The sequence below is a fragment of the Kitasatospora sp. NPDC023176 genome (assembly GCF_055560495.1).
Genome location: NZ_JBVHIP010000037.1, coordinates 55,866 through 74,019, shown reverse-complemented (window position 1 = coordinate 74,019; position 18,154 = coordinate 55,866). Strand labels below are relative to the sequence as shown.

12 protein-coding genes and 1 tRNA gene are annotated in these 18,154 nt (G+C 74.3%); 5 read left to right on the top strand and 8 right to left on the bottom strand.

Translation table 11 applies throughout. The annotated features are described in order from the left end of the window. Window positions 1-384: 384 nt before the first annotated feature. The 4 genes from tmk to ACZ3YL_RS34895 all read left to right on the top strand — a co-directional run bounded on the left by tmk (window position 385) and on the right by ACZ3YL_RS34895 (window position 8,673). The gene (gene tmk, locus ACZ3YL_RS34910; RefSeq protein ID WP_465661373.1) at window positions 385-3,861 is read left to right on the top strand and encodes a dTMP kinase; all 3,477 of its coding nucleotides are present in this window, start codon (window positions 385-387) and stop codon (window positions 3,859-3,861) included. 232 nt (window positions 3,862-4,093) lie between these two features. Further along, complete coding sequence (locus ACZ3YL_RS34905) at window positions 4,094-5,305, top strand: DNA polymerase III subunit delta' (RefSeq protein WP_188308763.1); 1,212 nt, start codon at window positions 4,094-4,096, stop codon at window positions 5,303-5,305. A gap of 371 nt (window positions 5,306-5,676) precedes the next feature. Beyond that, window positions 5,677-6,906 carry a hypothetical protein gene (locus ACZ3YL_RS34900; RefSeq protein WP_465661371.1) on the top strand — a complete coding sequence of 410 codons (1,230 nt, stop codon included), beginning with the start codon at window positions 5,677-5,679 and terminating at the stop codon, window positions 6,904-6,906. 132 nt (window positions 6,907-7,038) lie between these two features. Next, a complete protein-coding gene (locus ACZ3YL_RS34895) occupies window positions 7,039-8,673 on the top strand; it encodes an alpha/beta hydrolase (RefSeq protein WP_465661369.1) in 1,635 nt (544 codons plus the stop codon). 59 nt (window positions 8,674-8,732) lie between these two features. Here ACZ3YL_RS34895 and leuE read toward each other — a convergent pair whose 3' ends face one another. After that, window positions 8,733-9,389 carry a leucine efflux protein LeuE gene (leuE, locus tag ACZ3YL_RS34890; RefSeq protein ID WP_465661367.1) on the bottom strand — a complete coding sequence of 219 codons (657 nt, stop codon included), beginning with the start codon at window positions 9,387-9,389 and terminating at the stop codon, window positions 8,733-8,735. A gap of 193 nt (window positions 9,390-9,582) precedes the next feature. Here leuE and ACZ3YL_RS34885 point away from each other — a divergent pair. Further along, window positions 9,583-9,656, top strand: a tRNA-Thr gene (locus tag ACZ3YL_RS34885). Between the two features lie 217 nt (window positions 9,657-9,873). Here the strand turns inward: ACZ3YL_RS34885 and ACZ3YL_RS34880 are convergent. From ACZ3YL_RS34880 to ACZ3YL_RS34850, 7 genes are all read right to left on the bottom strand, one after another. After that, window positions 9,874-11,823, bottom strand: coding sequence for a hypothetical protein (locus tag ACZ3YL_RS34880; RefSeq protein WP_188308755.1), 1,950 nt, complete (start codon window positions 11,821-11,823; stop codon window positions 9,874-9,876). Continuing rightward, entirely contained in the window at window positions 11,816-12,223 is a 408-nt protein-coding gene (locus ACZ3YL_RS34875) for a hypothetical protein (protein WP_465661365.1), read from the bottom strand. The genes ACZ3YL_RS34880 and ACZ3YL_RS34875 overlap by 8 nt, the downstream gene beginning before the upstream one ends. Window positions 12,224-12,666: 443 nt before the next feature. Beyond that, window positions 12,667-13,311 carry a LuxR C-terminal-related transcriptional regulator gene (locus tag ACZ3YL_RS34870; RefSeq protein WP_188308757.1) on the bottom strand — a complete coding sequence of 215 codons (645 nt, stop codon included), beginning with the start codon at window positions 13,309-13,311 and terminating at the stop codon, window positions 12,667-12,669. Continuing rightward, on the bottom strand, window positions 13,275-14,594 hold the full coding sequence (locus ACZ3YL_RS34865; RefSeq protein ID WP_188308758.1) for a sensor histidine kinase: 1,320 nt from the start codon (window positions 14,592-14,594) through the stop codon (window positions 13,275-13,277). The genes ACZ3YL_RS34870 and ACZ3YL_RS34865 overlap by 37 nt, the downstream gene beginning before the upstream one ends. Before the next feature lie 91 nt (window positions 14,595-14,685). Next, the gene (locus ACZ3YL_RS34860; RefSeq protein WP_188308759.1) at window positions 14,686-15,168 is read right to left on the bottom strand and encodes a MaoC family dehydratase; all 483 of its coding nucleotides are present in this window, start codon (window positions 15,166-15,168) and stop codon (window positions 14,686-14,688) included. 129 nt (window positions 15,169-15,297) lie between these two features. Beyond that, on the bottom strand, window positions 15,298-16,374 hold the full coding sequence (sbnB, locus tag ACZ3YL_RS34855) for a 2,3-diaminopropionate biosynthesis protein SbnB (RefSeq protein ID WP_465661362.1): 1,077 nt from the start codon (window positions 16,372-16,374) through the stop codon (window positions 15,298-15,300). A gap of 41 nt (window positions 16,375-16,415) precedes the next feature. Beyond that, window positions 16,416-18,137, bottom strand: coding sequence for a phytoene desaturase family protein (locus ACZ3YL_RS34850; RefSeq protein ID WP_465661360.1), 1,722 nt, complete (start codon window positions 18,135-18,137; stop codon window positions 16,416-16,418). Between the last annotated feature and the right edge of the window lie 17 nt (window positions 18,138-18,154).

Here is an 18,154-nt window from a genome sequence, read left to right as displayed (position 1 = left end):
CAGGACCACCTGGACGGCGTGCGCGACAGCGGCACCGGGCCCGTGCCCCCGATGGGGGTGCGGGCCCGGGGTCTGTGCGGGGCCCTTCGGGGTGGTGCCGGACGTCCTTCGGGGTGGTGCCCGGGTGTTCGGGGTGGTGCCCGAGTGTCCTTCGGGGTGGTGCCCGGGTGTTCGGGGTGGTGCCAGGGCGTCCTTCGGGTGCGTGGCGGACGCCCCGCGGGCGGTGCCGGACGTTCCTCGCTGCTGTGTGGGTTCGCGGCTGTGCGGGGACCGCTGCTGTGGGGGGTCCGCGTCTGTGCAGGGATCGTCACAGGCCGGTGATGAGGGCGAACCGGAACCCCGTTCGTCTCAATCGGGCAAAGCCCGGACCGCTACGCTGACCGTATGACGAGCGAGGAGCAGCCCACCCCCAGTGCCGCCCCGGCCGCCAGCGCCACCGGGCCCGACCTGCCTGAGGTCGCGCCCGCCGGAACCCCCGTGGACCGGGCCCGGGCACTGTTGCGGACCAGGACCTACCGGCGCCTGTGGACCACCCAGCTGATCGGCGGCACCGCCGACCGGCTCGGGCTGCTGGTGCTGCTCGCGCTCACCGTGATCGCCGCCGCCCAGGGCGGGCAGTTCGGCGACCTGCCGCGCAGCCTCGCCTTCGCCACCGCCGCCGTCCTCGCCGTCCGGGTGGCGGCCACCGGGCTGGTCGGCGTGGCGCTGCTGGAGCCGGTGCACCAGCTGGTCGCCGGCAAGCTCGACCGGCGCTGGACGCTGTTCGGCGCCGACGCGCTGAGCGCCCTGCTGATCGGCCTCGCGCCCTGGTGGACGGTCTGGCTGGGTTCCTCCGGTTCCAAGCCGTCCGGCGCGGCCACCTACGTGCTGCTCGCCACCGTGTTCCTCACCGGTGGCGCCGAGCGGGTCCGGGGGATCGCCAAGGCCGCCGCCGTCCCCGGCCTGCTGCCGCCGGCCAACCCCTACGCCCCGGCCGCCGAGCAGCGGCCGGCCGCCGCCAACCTGGACACCGTCCGGAGCATCGACCGGTTCACCGGCTGGGTCACCGTGCCGCTGGGCGCCGTCGGCCTGGTCGCGTTCACCCTGGTCAACAACATCGGCGCGGCCCTCGGCTCGGACTGGCTGCGCGCCCACCAGCTGACCTTCGCGGCGCTCGGCGCGGCCGGCCTGTTCGCCGCCGCGGCCGTCCGCGGCTACCTCCAGCAGCTGCCCGGCGGTCCGGTGGCCGTCGCCCCGCACTCGCCGCTGACCGGCCTGCGCGCCCCCACCGACGCCGCCCCCGGGCCCGCCCTGAGCAAGGGCCGCACCGGCAGCGCCCCCTACTTCACCTTCGCCGTCGCGGCCGGCTTCGCCTCGATGGCGGGCGTCGCCGCGCTGGCGCTGCTCACCGCCGCCGAGCACCGGGCCGGTCCGATCGGCTACGGCCTGATCGTGCTCGCCGCGGCCGGGGCCCCCGCCCTGGGTGCCCGGCTCACCCGGGCCACCCTGCCCTCGCTCTCCCGCCGCCGGCTGCTCGCGCTGGCGCTGCTCACCGAGGGCGTCGCGCTGATCCTGGCCGGGCTGGTGCTGGACTTCGTGCTGGTCCTGCTGCTCACCGTGCTGGCCGGCCTGGCCGCCGGGGTCGTCGTCTCGGCCGGGTGCAACCTGCTCGCCCAGGAGGTCGAGGAGGCCCGGCTGCCCAAGGTCACCGAGCACCTGTACGCGGTGCTGCGGGCCGTGGTCGCCGTCGCGCTGGTCGTCGTCCCGCTGATCGCCGCCGGCTACGGGGACGTCGAGTACGGCACCGTCGAGCCCGGCTCCTTCACCTTCATCCACGGCGGCGGCGCCCTCGCCGTCGCCACCTCCGGGCTGCTCACCCTGGTGCTCGCCGCCGTCGTCCTGCTGCGCACCGACGACCGGCGCGGCACCGTACCGTTCGGCCGGGACCTGGTCGACGCGGTGCGCGGCGGCAGCGGCCCCGTGCCGCACCGGGGCGCTGGCACCGGCTTCTTCATCGCCCTGGAGGGCGGCGACGGCGCCGGCAAGTCCACCCAGGCCCAGGCGCTCGCCGAGTGGATCCGCGGCAAGGGCCACGAGGTCGTGCTCACCCGCGAGCCCGGCGGCAGCCCGGTCGGGCAGCGGCTGCGCGGCCTCGTCCTGGACGTCGGCAACACCGGCCTGTCGCACCGCGCCGAGGCGCTGATCTACGCCGCCGACCGCGCCGAGCACGTCGAGAACGTCATCCGGCCGGCCCTCGCCCGCGGCGCCGTGGTGATCACCGACCGGTACATGGACTCCTCCATCGCCTACCAGGGCGCCGGTCGCGACCTGGCCGCCACCGAGGTCGCCCGGATCTCCCGCTGGGCGACCGGCGGGCTGCTGCCCGACCTCACCGTGGTGCTGGACGTCGACCCGACCCGGGCCCGGGAGCGCTTCACCGAGGCGCTCGACCGGCTGGAATCCGAGCCCACCGAGTTCCACCAGCGGGTCCGGGCTGGCTTCCTCGCCCTCGCGGCCGCCGACCCGGCGCGCTACCTGGTCGTGGACGGCAGTCAGGCCCCCGGCTTCGTCACCACCGCCGTCCGGCACCGGCTCGACCGCGAGCTGCCGCTCTCCGAGCAGGAGAAGGCCGCCCGCGCCGAGCGGGAGCGGCTGGCCAAGGAGGAGGCCGAGCGGCGCGCCGCCGAGGAGGCCCGTAAGAAGGCCGAGGAGGAGGCCGCCGAGCGCAAGCGCCAGGAGGTGCTGGCGCAGCTGCGGGCCGAGCAGGCCGAGCAGGAGCGGCTGGCCAAGGAGGAGGCCGAACGGGTCGCCGCCGAGGCCCGGCGCAAGGCCGAGGAGGAGGCCCGTCGCCGGGCGGAGGAGGAAGCGAAGCGCAGGGCCGAGGAGGAGGCCCGCCGCCGGGCGCAGGAAGAGGCCCGGTTGGCGGCGGAGGCCGCCGAGCGCAAGCGGATCGCCGACGAGGCGGCCGCCCAGGCGGAGCTGCAGCGGCAGCGGGAGCTGGCGCGCGAGGAGCAGCGGCGCCGGGCGGAGGAGGCGCTGCAGCGGGCCGAGGAGGCCCGGCTGGCGCAGGCCGCTGCGCTCGCGGCGGCTGCCGCGGCGGCGGAGACGGCTTCGGACCGGGCCGGGTCGGCTTCTGACCGGGCCGGGTCCCCGGCTGCCGGGGATGCGGCCACGACGGAGCTGCGGGCCGCCCGGGACACTCCGCAGGACGCGCCGCGGGACACGCCGCGGGCTTCGGCGGACGGCCTCGGCGACGAGGCGACGCGGGAGCTGACGTTGCGCGACCGGCAGGCGGCGGTCCGGGCGGCGGAGGCCGCCGAGGCGACCGCCCGGCTGCCGCGGGTGCCAGCCGTCGACGAGACGGCGGTGCTGCCGAAGGTGCCGGCGGCGGACGAGACGGCCGTGCTGCCGCGGGTTCCGGCGGTGGACGAGACCGCGGTGCTGCCGCGGATCGAGCCGGGGCGTTCCGGGGAGCCGGTGGACAGCACCCGGGAGCTGCCGGTGGTGGACGGCCGGCCGGCCCCGGCCGGACAGCGTCCCGCTGCGTCGCAGTCGGCCGGGCCGCGGGCGGCGGACGCGCGGGCCACTGACGCGCAGACCTCCGACGCGCAGGCCTCGGAGTCACAGGCCTCGGAGTCGCAGTCGACCGCTGAGCGGGCTCGGCCGGAGTGGGCCGAGGAGACGCCGATGGACGACCTGCCGAGCCTCACCGACACCCTGCTCGGCTCGCGTGACGAGTGGGCGCGCTGGGGTCAGGGCGGCGGCGACCAGGACGGGTCGGGCCGGCACGGCGGGGACGAGCCCGGCGGCGATGGGCGCGGCGACGGGCGCGGCGAGGACGGCGGCAAGGGCAAGGGCCGGCGCTGGGGCCGGCGGAGCTGAGTCCGAGTCGGTAGGGCCGGCCGGTACGGCTGACGGTTGACGGACGGGCGGTGTCGCCCGGGGCGCTGGTCCCGGGCGGTGCCGCCCGTCGTCGTACGGAGGTTCGGGCGGGCGGGGGTGGCGTCCCGGGGGCCGTGCCCCGGACGGAGCAGTGGCTGTCGGAGCGGAGACGTATGCTCGACGGCGGGGAAGAGGCGCCTGGAGCGCTGTCGTACGGAGCTTGGGAGCAGCAGTGGCCGTCTGGGACGACCTGGTGGGCCAGGATCGGGTGGTCGAGCAGCTGACCGCCGCGGCCCGGGCGGCCGGGGCGACGGTCGCGGCCGGTCGCGGCGCCGCTCCGGAGCAGGGCGGGAACGCCTCCCTGATGACCCACGCCTGGCTGTTCACCGGTCCGCCCGGTGCCGGGCAGGTCACCGCCGCGCGGGCCTTCGCCGCCGCCCTCCAGTGCACCAGCCCCGACCTCGCGCTCGGCGGCACGCCCGGCTGCGGGTTCTGCGACGGCTGCCACACCGTGCTGGCCGGCAGCCACGCCGACGTCAAGTACGTGCGGACCGACGGACTGTCCATCGGCGTCGGCGACATGCGCGAACTCGTCCTGCGGGCCTCCAGCTATCCGACCGGCGGCCGCTGGTCGGTGATCCTGGTGGACGCCGCCCACCGGCTCACCGAGGCCGCCGCCAACGCGCTGCTCAAGGGCGTGGAGGAGCCCTCCCCGCGCACCGTCTGGCTGCTCTGCGCCCCCTCCGTCCAGGACGTGCTGCCGACCATCCGCTCGCGCTGCCGCCTGCTGGTGCTGCGCACGCCCGCCGCCGACGCCGTCGCCGACATGCTGGTCCGCCGCGACGGCGTCGACCCGGAGACCGCCCGGCTGGCCGCGCTCGCCGGGCAGGGCGACATCGAGCGCACCCGCCGGCTCGCCGTGGACGAGCAGGCCCGCTCCCGCCGCGCCGAGGTGCTGCGGATCCCGCTGGAGGTCGCCGACATCGGCGGCTGCCTGACCGCCGCCCAGCGCCTGGTCGACACCGCCAAGGCCGATGCCGAGGGCCTCGCCGAGACCCAGGACGCCAAGGAGACCGACGACCTGAAGGCCGCCTACGGCGCCGCCGAGGGCAGCAAGGCGCCGCGCGGCATGGCCGGAGCGGTCAAGGAGCTGGAGAAGCGGCAGAAGAGCCGCGCCACCCGCACCCGCCGGGAGACCCTCGGGGTCGCGCTGCTCGACCTGCTCGGCTTCTACCGGGACGTGCTGGCGATCCAGCTCGGCTCCACCGGCACGCTCGCCAACGAGGACCAGCGGCAGGCGCTGAACCGGGTCGCCCAGGACGGGACGGCCGAGGGCACGCTGCGCCGGATCGAGGCGGTGCTCGCCTGCCGCGGGGCGCTGGACCGCAACGTGGACCCGCTGCTCGCGGTCGAGGCGATGACGATGGCGCTGCGGGCGGGCTGAGGTCCGTCCGGCCGGCGGGCCCTCCGGAGGGGCGGGCCCGGCTGGTTGGCCCGGCTGGTTGGCCGGGCTGTGTGGGGGTGGGGTCTGGCGGGGTGGCGGGGCCGGTGCGGTGGGGCCCGGTGCGGTGGGGCCCGTACGCCGCCCGGAGGTGCCCGGGGGCGACTCGGCGTCCCACCTTCGAGTGAACGGGCGACACTCGCCGGGCACACCCGCGTGTGACGGCGCACCCGTTGTGCACGCTGGGGGCCGACTGTGCCCGGCCGCACCCCGGGCCCTCCCCTCCGGAGGGCTCGCCGCCGCCGGAACGGTCGTCTCCCGTACGGCACCGGTTCCGGTCCGGCGCCGGCCCTCCTCCCGAGGTGGTGCGTTCCGTGGTCCGTCCACTCCTCGTCATTCCCCTGCTGGCCGCCGCCCTCGGCGGGCTCTGGCTGGCGCGCGGTGCGCTCCAACGCTGGCGCGACCTGCGGGCCGCCGCGACCTACGAGCTGGCGGGCGACCGGTGGCCGATGCTGATCCGGGCGGGCGGCGCGATGGTCTGCGGGGTGTGCGTCACCGCGTTGACGGTGCTCACCGCGCTCGGGGCGTTCGGCGGCCTGAGCCGGGGCGGGGCGGGCACCGACCCGGCGGAGCCCGACGTGGACGCGGCCGCCGCCGGGGCCTGGGCGGGCTCCGCTGCCGGTGCGCCCGGTGCGCCCGGTGCGCCCGGTGCGCCCGGTGCGCCCGGTGCGCCCGGTGCGCCCGGTGCGCCCGGTGCGCCCGGTGCGGCCGTCCGGCAGCAGGCGGCACCGCCGGCCGCCACGGACCCGACGGCCTCCGCCCCGGCCACGGCACCCGTGGTGGCCAGTCACTTCGACAGCGTCGGGCACCCGGGCGGCGGCGAGCTGCTGCAGTCCGCCGTGCTCGGCCCCGACGGGAAGCCGCGCAACGTCCGGGTCTGGCTGCCGGCGCAGTACGCCAAGGAGCCGAACGCGCGCTTCCCCGTCGTCGTGATGCACTCCGCCACCCCGCGCAAGACCGCCGACGCCGAGGTGCCGGACGTCTTCGAGGGCGTCGGCGCGGCCCTGCAGGCCGGCCGGGCCCGCCCGTTCATCCTGGTCGCCCCCGAGGCTCCGAACGGCACCGCGCACCCCTGCGAGCTGGTCGCCGCGGCCCCGGCCGCCGTCGCCGACGACGCGACCCTGCGCGCCACCATCGCGGCCTCCTTCCGGACCCTCCCGTCCGGCCCGGCCTCCTGGGGCACCCTCGGGGTCGAGGGCGGAGCGCCGTGCGCGGCCGCCGCCGGGCTGGCCCGGCCGGACCTCTACGGCGCGGCCGCCGCAGTCTCCGGCCGCTACGACGCCGCCGCGCTCACCCAGACTGGCGCCGAGGCCCCCGCCGGCAGCTCGGCCAAGCTGCTGCTGGCCGCCGCCAAGGGCGACGCCGCCGGGCTGGACGCGGCCCGCAAGCTGCAGACCGCGCTCAAGGCCGGGCCCGGTCCGGCGGCCAAGGCCGAGGTGCGGATCTCGGACAACGTGCAGGACTACTCGGCGGAGCGGGAACGGGCGCGGCTGGTCCGGCAGGCGGCGCAGTTCCTGGCGGAGGCGCTGGCGAAGGCGTCCTGAGCGTCGGTTCGGGCGCTCCGAGGGCCGGTCGAGCCGGCCGTTACGCTGCCCGGTACCCGGTGCGGGTACCGGGCAGTGGCGTTTCTTCGTTCTCGTACTTTCTCGGAGTGTGGACGTGTGGAGAGGAAGCGGATGAGGGGCTTCGGGCGGGAGCGGGGGCGGGGGCGGAAGCGGGTGCGGGTGCGGCTGGTTGCGGCGGTGCTCGCGGTCGGGCTGCCGGCGGCCGCGGCGGGCGGGTGCAGCCGGGGCTCCTCGGAGCCGGGCGGCGGGAGTGGCGCGTCCGGGCAGGCCTCCTCCGACTCGACGGGTGCCGGCGCCACCCCACTGGAGCCGCTGCCCGCCGCCGTACCGGCCGCGCTCGCGCCGTACTACGGGCAGCGGCCGGTCTGGCAGCCGTGTGACGGCGGGTTCGAGTGCACCGCCTTCCGGGTGCCGATGGACTACGACCGCCCCGGCGACGGCGACCTCACCCTCTCGGCCGCCCGCGCCGCCGCCCTCCCGGGCGACCCCGGCGGCGAGGGCCGCTCGGGCTCGCTGCTGCTCAACCCGGGCGGCCCCGGCGGATCGGCGATCGAGTACCTGGAGGCCGTCGCCGGGACGTACGACCGCATCGTGCGCACCCGGTACGACCTGGTCGGCCTCGACCCGCGCGGGGTGGGCCGCAGCAACCCGGTCAGCTGCCTGACCGGCGAGCGGATGGACGCCTTCACCGCCGCCGATCTGGCCCCCGGCGACCAGCGGGCGATCGACGCGCTGGTCGCCGCCGACCAGGAGTTCGCCGACGGCTGCCACCGGCAGGCCGGGGCCGCGCTCGGCCACCTCAGCACCGTCGAGGCGGCCCGCGACATGGACGTGCTGCGGGCCCTGCTCGGCGACGAACGGCTGAACTTCGTCGGCAAGTCGTACGGCACCTTCCTCGGCGCCACCTACGCCGGGCTGTTCCCGAGCCGGACCGGACGGGTGGTGCTGGACGGCGCGATGGACCCGGCGCTCGACTCGGTCACCGGCAACCGCACCCAGGCCGGCGGCTTCGAGACCGCCTGGGCCGCCTTCGCCAAGGACTGCGCCAAACGCGAGGACTGCCCGCTCGGCCGCACCGAGCGGCAGGTCGGCGACCAGCTCACCGCCCTGTTCGCGACCGTCCACGCCCACCCGCTGCCGAGCACCGACAACGGGCGCCGGCTCACCGGGGCCCAGGCCACCACCGGCGTCGTCCAGGCCATGTACGCCGAGTTCCTGTGGCCCAAGCTGCGCACCGCGCTCACCGACGCCAAGGCGGGCGACGGCACCGGGCTGCTGAAGCTCTCCGACGCCTACTACGGGCGCGAGGCCGACGGCTCCTACCCCAACCTGATGTTCGCCAACACGGCGGTGAACTGCCTCGACCTGCCCGCCCCGTTCCGCTCGCCGGAGGACGTCCAGCGGGCGGTGCCGGACTTCGAGCGGGCCTCGCCGCACTTCGGGCGCGACATGGCCTGGATGGCGCTGACCTGCGCCTACTGGCCGGTCCCGGCCACCGGCGCGGCCCACACCATCCGGGCCGCCGGCGCCGCCCCGATCGTCGTCGTCGGCACCACCCGCGACCCGGCCACCCCGTACGACTGGGCCCGGTCACTGGCCGGCCAGCTGGAGTCCGGCCGTCTGCTCACCTACGACGGGGACGGCCACACCGCGTACGGGCGACGCAGCACCTGCGTGGACGACGCGGTCAACCGATTCCTGCTCACCGGGGAGGCCCCGGAGCCGGGCAAGCGCTGCGCCCGGTAGCGGCGTCGGGGGCCGGGGATCCCGAGGTCAGGCGGACTCGAGGTCAGACGGGCTCGACGTCAGACGGAGGAGACCGCCAGCTTCGCCGCGAAGCCCGCGAACAGGACGGCGACGCCGCTGGTCAGGGTGGCGGACAGGCGCTTGCGGCGGCGGAAGGCCGAGGCCAGCGTGGTGCCGGCGAATATCAGCAGGGAGAGGTAGAGCAGGCTGAAGGTCTGCAGGATCCCGCCGAGCAGCGCGAAGGACAGCGCGGGCTGCCCGTAGGACGGGTCGACGAACTGGGTGAAGAACGACAGCAGGAACAGGATCGCCTTCGGGTTGAGCAGGCTGATCACCAGCGCCCGCCGGAACGGCCGCTCGCTCTCCTCCGGCGCCGCCTCCGCGCCGGCCCCCTGCTCGGCCCCGGTCCGGCGCTCGCGCCACAGCTCGCGGGCGGACCGCAGCATCCCGAACCCGATCCACAGCAGGTAGGCGGCGCCGCCGAACTTGACCACCGCGAACACCGCCGGGTTGGCCTTCAGCAGCGAGGCGGCCCCCAGCGAGGTCAGGCTGATCAGCGTGAGGTCGCCGACGAACACGCCCGCCGCCGCCCGGTACCCGGTCCGGATGCCTTTGCGGGCGGCGACCGACAGCACGTACAGCGAGTTGGGGCCGGGCAGCAGGATGATCACGAGGGCGCCGAGGACGTACGTCGCCAGGTCGTTGACACCGAACACGGTGCGCTCCGGGGGTGGGGAGGGGTGGCAGGGGGGCGATCATCCTAACGTCGCACCGGAGATCGGTTGAAGCAGAAACCATCCGCCCCCGCCCGCCCCGGCCCGGCCAGGCCCGCTGCCCGACCATCCCGGCTACGGATCACCTGCGAACCTGTGTAGACTGACCCGCGTTGCCACCACACGTGGCAGCGGTGCCGCCTTAGCTCAGTTGGCCAGAGCAACGCACTCGTAATGCGTAGGTCGCGGGTTCGAATCCCGCAGGCGGCTCAGTTGAAGGCCCAGGTCGCGTAGCCCGTGACCTGGGCCTTTTGTCATTCCTTGGCGTTCGGGCGTCGGCCTGTAGCTTGCAGGCCGACGCCCGCCCGAGAGCATCCGGGTGCTGTTGTGTCAGCACCGTCCGGCTTGCGGGCATCGGCAGCCGTACTCTGCCGGCGCTCCTGTGATCACTCGAACCGTGGCTGCGACCTGGCTTCCGTGGCGTGCGCTACGTCCCCTCCTCGGGCTCTGTCGCTTCGGCCCCGCGTCGGTCGTCGTACCGGTCCGCCCAATCGGCGAGCGTTCGGGAGATGCGGTCCAGCTTCGAGCGAAGGGCCGTAACCTCCAGGGAGTCCCATCCGTCGCGCTCGACGAGGCTGGCTCCGCCGAGATCGACGGGGACGGTCCGCAGGACGTCCACGGCCCCCTTCAGTCGGTCGACGCTCACGGTCACGTCGGCCCAGCGCAGACTCGCGGCTTTGAAGCCCGAGGCCGCTTTCTCCAGGGTTTCGCCGTTGTAGGTGTGGCGGACCCGGTCGTTGGTCAGCTCGCGCGCACCTTCGGAGCTCCGTGGTACGAGGCCGTCCTCGTCGACCTCGTACAGTTTCAGCCCCAGCCGGCCGGCCCGCACGATCTCGTAGGCCTGGAGGACGCCGCGTCGGCGGGAGAGCATGGCGCGCAGGACGGCTACCGCGGTGCGGTCGTCATTGTCGTCCGGCCCGCCGAAGAGCTCGCGTTGAAGGGCCATCGGCTTGGCCAGTGCCATGTAGTAGGCGGCTTTGACCGCGAGCTCGGTCTGGGCGACACCCAGCCGTCCGTTGTCGCCTAGCCCGCCGTTCATCTCTTCCAGGGCGTCGTCACGCAGCTCCTCCAGGGACCGGCCGGCCTCGGCCACCCCCTCCAGCGGACTGTCATGCGGAAGGCTGTCGATCTCCGGGAGCCGGTAGGCGCGTTGCAGGACGGCGCGCCGCGGCCGGATGAAGTGGGGGTCGTCGTTCTCCTCGGTCCTGACCGGGCGAAGGATCAGCTCGACGGCGATGTCCACCCGGTCCTCGCGTGTGGGCTTCTGCTTCGCCGTCAGCGACCGGATGCCGTCGTTGACGCGGCGTGCCGTGCCAGCACCCAGCACGGCTCGGACGATCTCCCCGGCGCGCACGTCGCGATCTCGGCTGCACCCTTCGTCCACGGCCTCTTGGGCGGTGATCGTCCCGGCGAACCACCGCTTCTCAGCCGCAGTGATGCGGGCCGGTCGAGTTCGAGTGGGCTCGGCCAAGGTGTCGAGCACGGCATCGGCCTTGGCCTCGTTCTCAACCGCCGGGCTGTACGGCTTGGGCGGGCGAATGTGGGTGAGGCCGATGAAGTTGCGCACGGCCGTGTGGAAGCGGAGTTGGGCCCGGTGGTCGGAGACGAATCCGACGACGACGCGTGCGGGGACGGTGAGCACCCGCACCTTCGCCTGATCGGTCTCACTGAGGTTCTCCCAGCCCACCTTCTGGGTCAGGCGGACGAGCGAGTTGACCTCCCTCCGGAACTTCCGGTCGTCCTTCCCCCACTCGTAGGCGACCTTCGCCGGCGCGTAGCCGAGCAGGTCGTGCACCGCACTGATGCGGCTCGAACCGTCCGCGGCGATCAGCATCGTTTCCGACGGGCGTCCGTCGTGGTGGTGCACCGTCATCGAGACGACGGTCAGCGGCTGGAGGACTCCCTCCACCCCGATGTCCTCGCGAAGAGGATTCTCTTTGACGAGCCGTCCCTTGGTGTCCTCCAAGCGCTGCGCGAGAACGTTCGGGCTGTCGACCCGGATCTCGAGCTCCGCGCAGTGGTCCGGGCCCGAGACGGGTTCGGGCATGGCCAGACCGGCTCCTCTCCCGCCGAGGGCATAGGTGCGACGCCCGTACTCCCGCGGGTTGGCCGGATGAGGCACCACGGACGCGGACCACAGCCGGGTCTCCACGATCGACAAGGTGCCGCCCTGGACGCGCAGTTCGGCGACATCGGCCAACTTCCGGCGCATCTCGTCCGGGCGGACCGCCGCTCGTGCCAGCCCTCGGACCGCGCTCTCCGAGAAACCCCTTCCGGCAAGCGTGTCGGCGAGGTTGTCCACCGCGGCGGCGCGGGGAAGCGTCCACTGGGAAGGCTGCCAGCCGCCCTCCGCCTCGACGGCCCCTTCCTCACTCACTCGTGGCCTCCACGATCCGGTCCGCGAGGAGGAGCGCCCTGCGCGCTCGATCCCGATTCGCGCGGACGGTCGCCTCGCCGCCGTTCGCGGGCCGGGAGAGCTGTGCGGCCGACTCGCTGAGCGCGGCGCGAACCTGGTACCAGCCCTCCGGCGTCAGCGGCACCGTGAACAAACGCTCGCCGTTCATGTTCACGACCGAGCAGTGCAGCTCCCTCTCGGCGATCTCGGTCCACTGGGCCGCCAGCTGACCGATGGTCACCCCGGAGCCCCGGCGTGCCGCGGCTTCCGGCGACGTGACCGCGCGGCATCCGTCAACCGCTTGCAGGAGAACGACCGTGACGAGGGCGACCTCGTCCTGGCCCAAGGAAATCAGGATGGTCATGGCGTCATTGCTGGGCACCGGCAGCACTCCGTGAACGTCGGCAGATGAATCGGACATGTCTTCGTCCTGCCGCCAGGCGCGTGCGCGCGAGGCGAAGCGAGAGCGCGGACATGACTTCCGCCGACCTCCACCCGTGTCGGTCCTCGGAGCGTGTCGCCTCCGGAACCTCTGATGCCGTCCGAGCCGCACACCATCCGGCCCGAGGGGAACAAGGTGTCAGCACCAGCACCCCAGGGAGCACGGCAAGCTACACGACTGCTCGGGCTCGATCGAAGGAATCGGCGGAGGAGTCATGTCTCATGACGCGGGGACATCGAACAGGTCGCCCGGTGTGAGCGTAGTGGCTCGATCGCTCAGTGTGCAATCTGTGTTTCCGGCGCGGGAGTTGACCGCTTGGCGTCAGGGCGGAACTCGATCCGCCGAGGTCGGCCTCGCCCGTGCGGGAGGACCGGGTGGCGGGGCTACTGGTCGAGGTAGGCGAGGACGGCCAGGACGCGGCGGTTGTCGGCGTCGGTGGGGATGAGGTTGAGCTTGGTGAAGATGTTGCTGATGTGTTTGGCGACGGCCTTCTCGGTGATGAAGAGGCCTTGGGCGATGCCGGCGTTGGAGCGGCCCTGGGCGACCCATTCGAGGACTTCGCGTTCGCGGGTGGAGAGGGCGGAGATGGATTCGTCGCGTTCCTTGCGGACCAGGAGCTGGGAGATGACCTCCGGGTCCATGGCGGTGCCGCCGTCGGCGACGCGGCGGATGGAGTCGAGGAACTGGGAGCCGTTGGTGACGCGGTCCTTGAGCATGTAGCCGACGCCGCGGCCGCCGCTGGCGAGGAGTTCGCGGGCGTAGAGGGGTTCGACGTACTGGGAGAGGAGGAGGACGGGGAGGCCGGGGGTGGTGCGGCGGGCGGTGAGGACGGCGCGCAGGCCCTCGTCGGTGAAGTTGGGGGGCAGCCGGACGTCGACGACGGCGACGTCCGGCTGGTGGTCGGTGAGGGCGCGGAGGAGGTCGGCGCCGTTGTCGACGGCGGCGGCCACCTCGTGGCCGTAGGCCTGGAGGAGGCGGATCAGACCGTCCCTCAGGAGGAAGTGGTCTTCGGCGAGGACAATGCGCAAGGGAGCTCCATGGTGACCATGGTGGGGCCGTTGACGGGGCTGCTGACGGCGAGGACGCCGTCGAAGGTGGCGAGCCGTCGTTCGATGCCGCGCAGGCCGGTGCCGCGGGTGGCGTCCGCGCCGCCGCGTCCGGTGTCCGTGACGGTGATGCGCAGCATGCCGTGATCGTAGCGAATGTCGATCCAGGCGCGGTCGGCGTGGGAGTGCTTGGAGACGTTGGTGAGGATCTCCGAGATGGCGAAGTAGGCGGCGGACTCGACGGGCATCTCGGGGCGGCCGGGGAGGTCCACCGCGACCTCGGTGGGGACCGGGCAGACCATCGCCAAGGCCCGTACCGCGTCGGCGAGTCCGCGGTCGGCGAGGACCGGCGGGTGGATGCCGCGGACCAGGTTGCGGATCTCCTCCAGAGCCTTGGTGGAGGACTCCCGGGCCTCGATCAGCAGGGCGCGGACGGCGTCCGGGTTGGTCTCCAGGAGGTGTTCGGCGGCGTCCAGGGTCATGCCCATCGCCACCAGGCGGGCCTGGGCGCCGTCGTGGAGGTCGCGCTCGATCCGGCGGATCTCGGCCATCTGGGTGTCCACCGCGGTGCTGCGGGTGGTGGTGAGGTGCTCGATCCGGCTGGCCATCAGCTCCTGCTCGCTCGGGGCGAGCATCGAGCGGGTGTAGAGGGCGTGCTTGCGCACGGCGCGGGGCGCGACCCAGAGGGCGAGCGGGAGTTGGAGCAGGCCGAGCACGCCGGCCAGGACCGCGGTGGCCTGACCGTCGATCGGGATGAACTGGTACCAGAGGCCGTCCCACTCGAGGGACAGCGGGACACCGAAGAAGGCCAGGAAGATGCCCCAGAGGCCGCTGAGCACCAGGGCGATCGGCCCGAAGGCGAGGAGGCCGCCGACGATCGGGTCGGTGAGGACCCAGGTGAACTCCCGCTTGGTCTGCGGGTCGCTCAGGATCCAGCGGTAGCGGGCGACGGCCCCGGAGGCGCCCTCGGGGGTGGGCGGCAGCGGTCCGGGCGGGCCCGGGATGCGGACGCCCGACCAGTCCTCGGCCAGGGCGCGCTGACGGGCCGCCAGGGCGCGGACCCGCTCCATCGACCGGGGCACCAGGCCGAGGCCGGAGCCGACCAGGGAGATCGCGGTGGAGAGCCCCAGGGAGCGGCCGAAGGCGGCGACCGAGAGCCAGCAGAGCGCCACCGCGCGCCCCAGTCCGGTGAATCCGGCGGAGGCGGAGAAGCCCCTGATCTCGACCGGTGCCGGGTCCGCCCCGAGCTGCATCGTGCGGTCCATGGACACGCTCCTCTCTGGTGCCTTCGCGTTGCCCGGCCGTGGTGGCCGTGGGGACCATTCTGGCGGCGGCGGGGGGCGGAAATCGGTAGTACTAACTCCCCTCTTGGTCCACGGGGGTTGGGTCGGCGAGGAAGAGCGAGAGGGTGTCGGCCACGCAGGCCGCGCGGGACTCGCCCTCGATCTCCACGGTCATCCGCACCGCGGCCAGGTGGCCGACCGGGGTCTCCCGGACGCTGGTGACCCGGGCGCCGCCGCGGACCCGGGCGCCGACCTTGACCGGGTGCGGGAAACGGACCTTGTCCAGGCCGAAGTTGACGCCCATCGTGACGTCCTCGATCTCGAAGATCGCGCGCATCATCGCGGGCAGCAGGCCGAGCGTCATGTAGCCGTGGACGATGGTGGCGCCGAACGGTCCGGTGGCCGCGCGTTCGGGGTCCACGTGGATCCACTGGAGGTCGCCGGTGGCGCCGGCGAACCGGTCCACGTTGTCCTGGGTGACTTCGAGCCAGTCGCTGTAGCCGAGGTGCTCGCCGGTCGCCTCGGTGAACTCGGCCAGGGTGGCAAAGGATCTCATGGGGCGATTCTCCGCTCCGGCTGCTGACGCCCAACTGACGGGCTGCTGACGGGGGCGGGGACGGTCGGCGCACGACGGACGCCCGCCCCGGGGTGCGGGGCGGGCGTCCGTCGTGCGTCCGGTGGCGAGTCAGCCGTAGCGCTTGAGCTCGTGGAAGAAGTCGGGCACGGTGTGCAGCCCCTCGGCGGCCCGGACGTGGTCGTAGACGTGCTTGGCGACGGCCAGGTCGAGCACGCCGAGGCCGAACGGGGAGAAGACCACCGGACGGTCGGCGGGCGGGGTGATCGCCCCGGTGAGCACGTCGTACAGCGTGCCGGCCACGAACTCGCGGTTGCCGACGCGCTGTTCGGCCAGGTGCGGGGAGGTGCCGGCCTTCAGGCAGTGGTCGATGTCGTCGACCACGTTCCAGGCGTCGAGGACGATCTCCGGGGAGAGGTCGCGCAGCGAGACGTGCAGCACGAGCGGGTGGTGGGCGAACCAGGCCGGGTCGGTCACGTGCGGTTCGCCGGCCACGGTGGCGAAGACGATCAGGTCGGCGGAGCGGACCAGGTCCTCGGGCTTCTCGTGGACGGTGACCGCCAGTTCCTCGCCCTCGGCCCGGCGCAGGTAGTCGGCGAAGCCGTGGGCGTGCTCGGCGGAGAGGTCGTGGACGCCGGCCTCGGTGAAGTCGAAGCCGTTGGCGGCGAGGTAGGTGTGGACGTAGCGGGCGATCAGGCCGACGCCGAAGAAGCCGACCCGGCGCGGGCGTTCGCCGCGGGCGTCGGCCAGCCGGGCGGCGGCCAGGGCGGCGGAGGCGGCGGTGCGGGCCGCGCTGATGATGGAGCTCTCCAGGCAGGCGAAGGGGTAGCCGGTCCGCTCGTCGTTGAGGATCAGCACGGCCGAGGCGCGGGGCAGGCCGGCCGCGACGTTCCCCGGGAAGCTGGAGATCCACTTGACGCCGTGCACCCCGACGTCGCCCTGGACCGAGGCGGGCAGCGCGATGATCCGGTCGGCCGGACGGTCCGGGAAGCGCAGGAAGTACGAGTCCGGGTTGACCGTCCGCCCCTCGCCGTGCAGCCGGTAGGCGGCCTCGACGGTGGCGATGACGTCCTGCTCGTGGCCGTGGAGGGCCTCGTGCACCTGGGCGCCGGAGACCACGGAGAAGGTCGGCGCGGCGGCGGTCGGTGCACCTGGGGTGGCGGTGTCTGCCGTGGTGGCACTGGTCATGGGAACACTGCTCCTGGTCGGGCGAGGGCGGGCGGGGAGGTTCAGCCGATCCGGGCGAGGCCCTTGGCATTGCGGCGGGCGAGGCCGCGGGAGACCAGCAGCGGGTCCCAGCCCGGGCCTCGGTCGGGTAGCCGGGCGGGGTCGCCGAGCACCGTTCCGGCGACCACCTCGTTCAGCAGCGGGCGGCCGAGGATCTGCCCGGCGGCGACCGTGCCGCCGCCGGCGACGGCGGCCAGGCCGCTGCCGTAGCGGGTGCTCTGGCCGACCACGAAGAGGCCCTCGACGTCGGTGCGCACGTCGGGCCGCTGGTTGAGGCTGCCCCAGCTGGCCATGCCGTACGGGGTGCCGCCGGAGCCGAGGACGTAGCGCTCGTGGCTGAGCGGGGTCGCGGTCTCCAGGTGGGTCACGCGGTCCCGGAAGGGGCCGATCACCTTCTCGGCGGCGGTCACCATCAGCTCGGTGAACTGCTGCTTGCGGGCCTGGTAGGCGGCGTCGCGACGGTAGCGAGCGCCGTCCGCCGGGCCGCCCCGGACGCCCCAGAATCCGTGGCCGGGCGGGCTGAGGGTGAGCACCTGGAAGTTGGTGTGGCCGGGCGGGCAGACCGCGGCCGCGCCCGGGTCCTTCTGGGAGGCGAAGGAGAACATCAGCTGCGGCAGCTCGCTCACGGTGCCGTGGCGCTCGCACTCCTCGAGCATCGCGGCGTGCGCGGCCTCCATGTCGTCGCTGCCGTGCCACCAGATGTTGGCGTTGGGCAGGCCGGACAGCTCGGTGTCGAGCGCGACGTACACCGCGACCATGGCGCCGCGCATGGTGGCCTCGCGGGTGCGGGCGACCAGGTCGGCGGGGAAGGCCCGCTCGCCGCCGCACAGGTCGAGCACGGTGCGGCGGTAGTCGGCGTTGGAGATCACCAGGGGGGCGGATATCCGGGTGCCGTCGGCGAGTTCGACGCCGGTGGCGCGGCCCTGGTCGATCAGGATCCGGCGCACCTCGCACCGGGTGCGCAGTTCGCCGCCGTGGGCTTCCAGGGCCTCGACGAAGGCCGCCACCAGGACCTGTCCGCCGCCCTCCGGGTAGTACGCCCCGCGCAGGTAGTGGTCGAGCATGGCGGCGTGGTCGGCGAAGGGGATGCCGTCCGGCATGGTGCCGTAGTTGCCGGCCTGGGCGGCGAGCAGGGTGCGGCCCTTGGGGGAGAGGCGGCAGTGGTCCAGGGCGTCGGCGAGGGTGCGGGCCCGGCGGGCCCAGCGCATGGTCTCCGGGGACTCGCGGAACAGCTCGACCATGGACCGGCCGAGCAGGGCCTCCCGGGTGGCGACGGCCACCGTCTCGGCGAGGTGGACGAAGCGGTCGATCCCCTCGGTCTCCTCGGGCAGCGCGGCGCGGAGCCGGTCGCGGTAGGCCGGCCAGCCGGCCGGCACGTCCAGGGTGGCGGTGGGGGTGATGATCCGGTCGAAGCCCTGCTCGTTGTCCATCGGGCGGAAGACCACCCGGTCGCGGACGCCGAGTCCGGACAGGACGGCCGGGAGCATGCCGTCCGGGCCGCAGTCGCCGACGTAGTGGGTGCCGACGTCGAACTCGTACTTGCGCCGGCGGCGGAAGACGTGGGCGTTGCCGCCGGCCACGTCGTGTTGTTCGAGCACCAGCACGCTGCGCCCGTCGGCGGCCAGGTAGGCCGCGGCGGACAGTCCGCCGAGGCCGCTGCCGACCACGATCGCGTCGTAGCGGTCTCTGCCGCCTCCGGCCGTCGGACCCTGCGCTTGCGGCATGTGCGCCCCCACTCGTC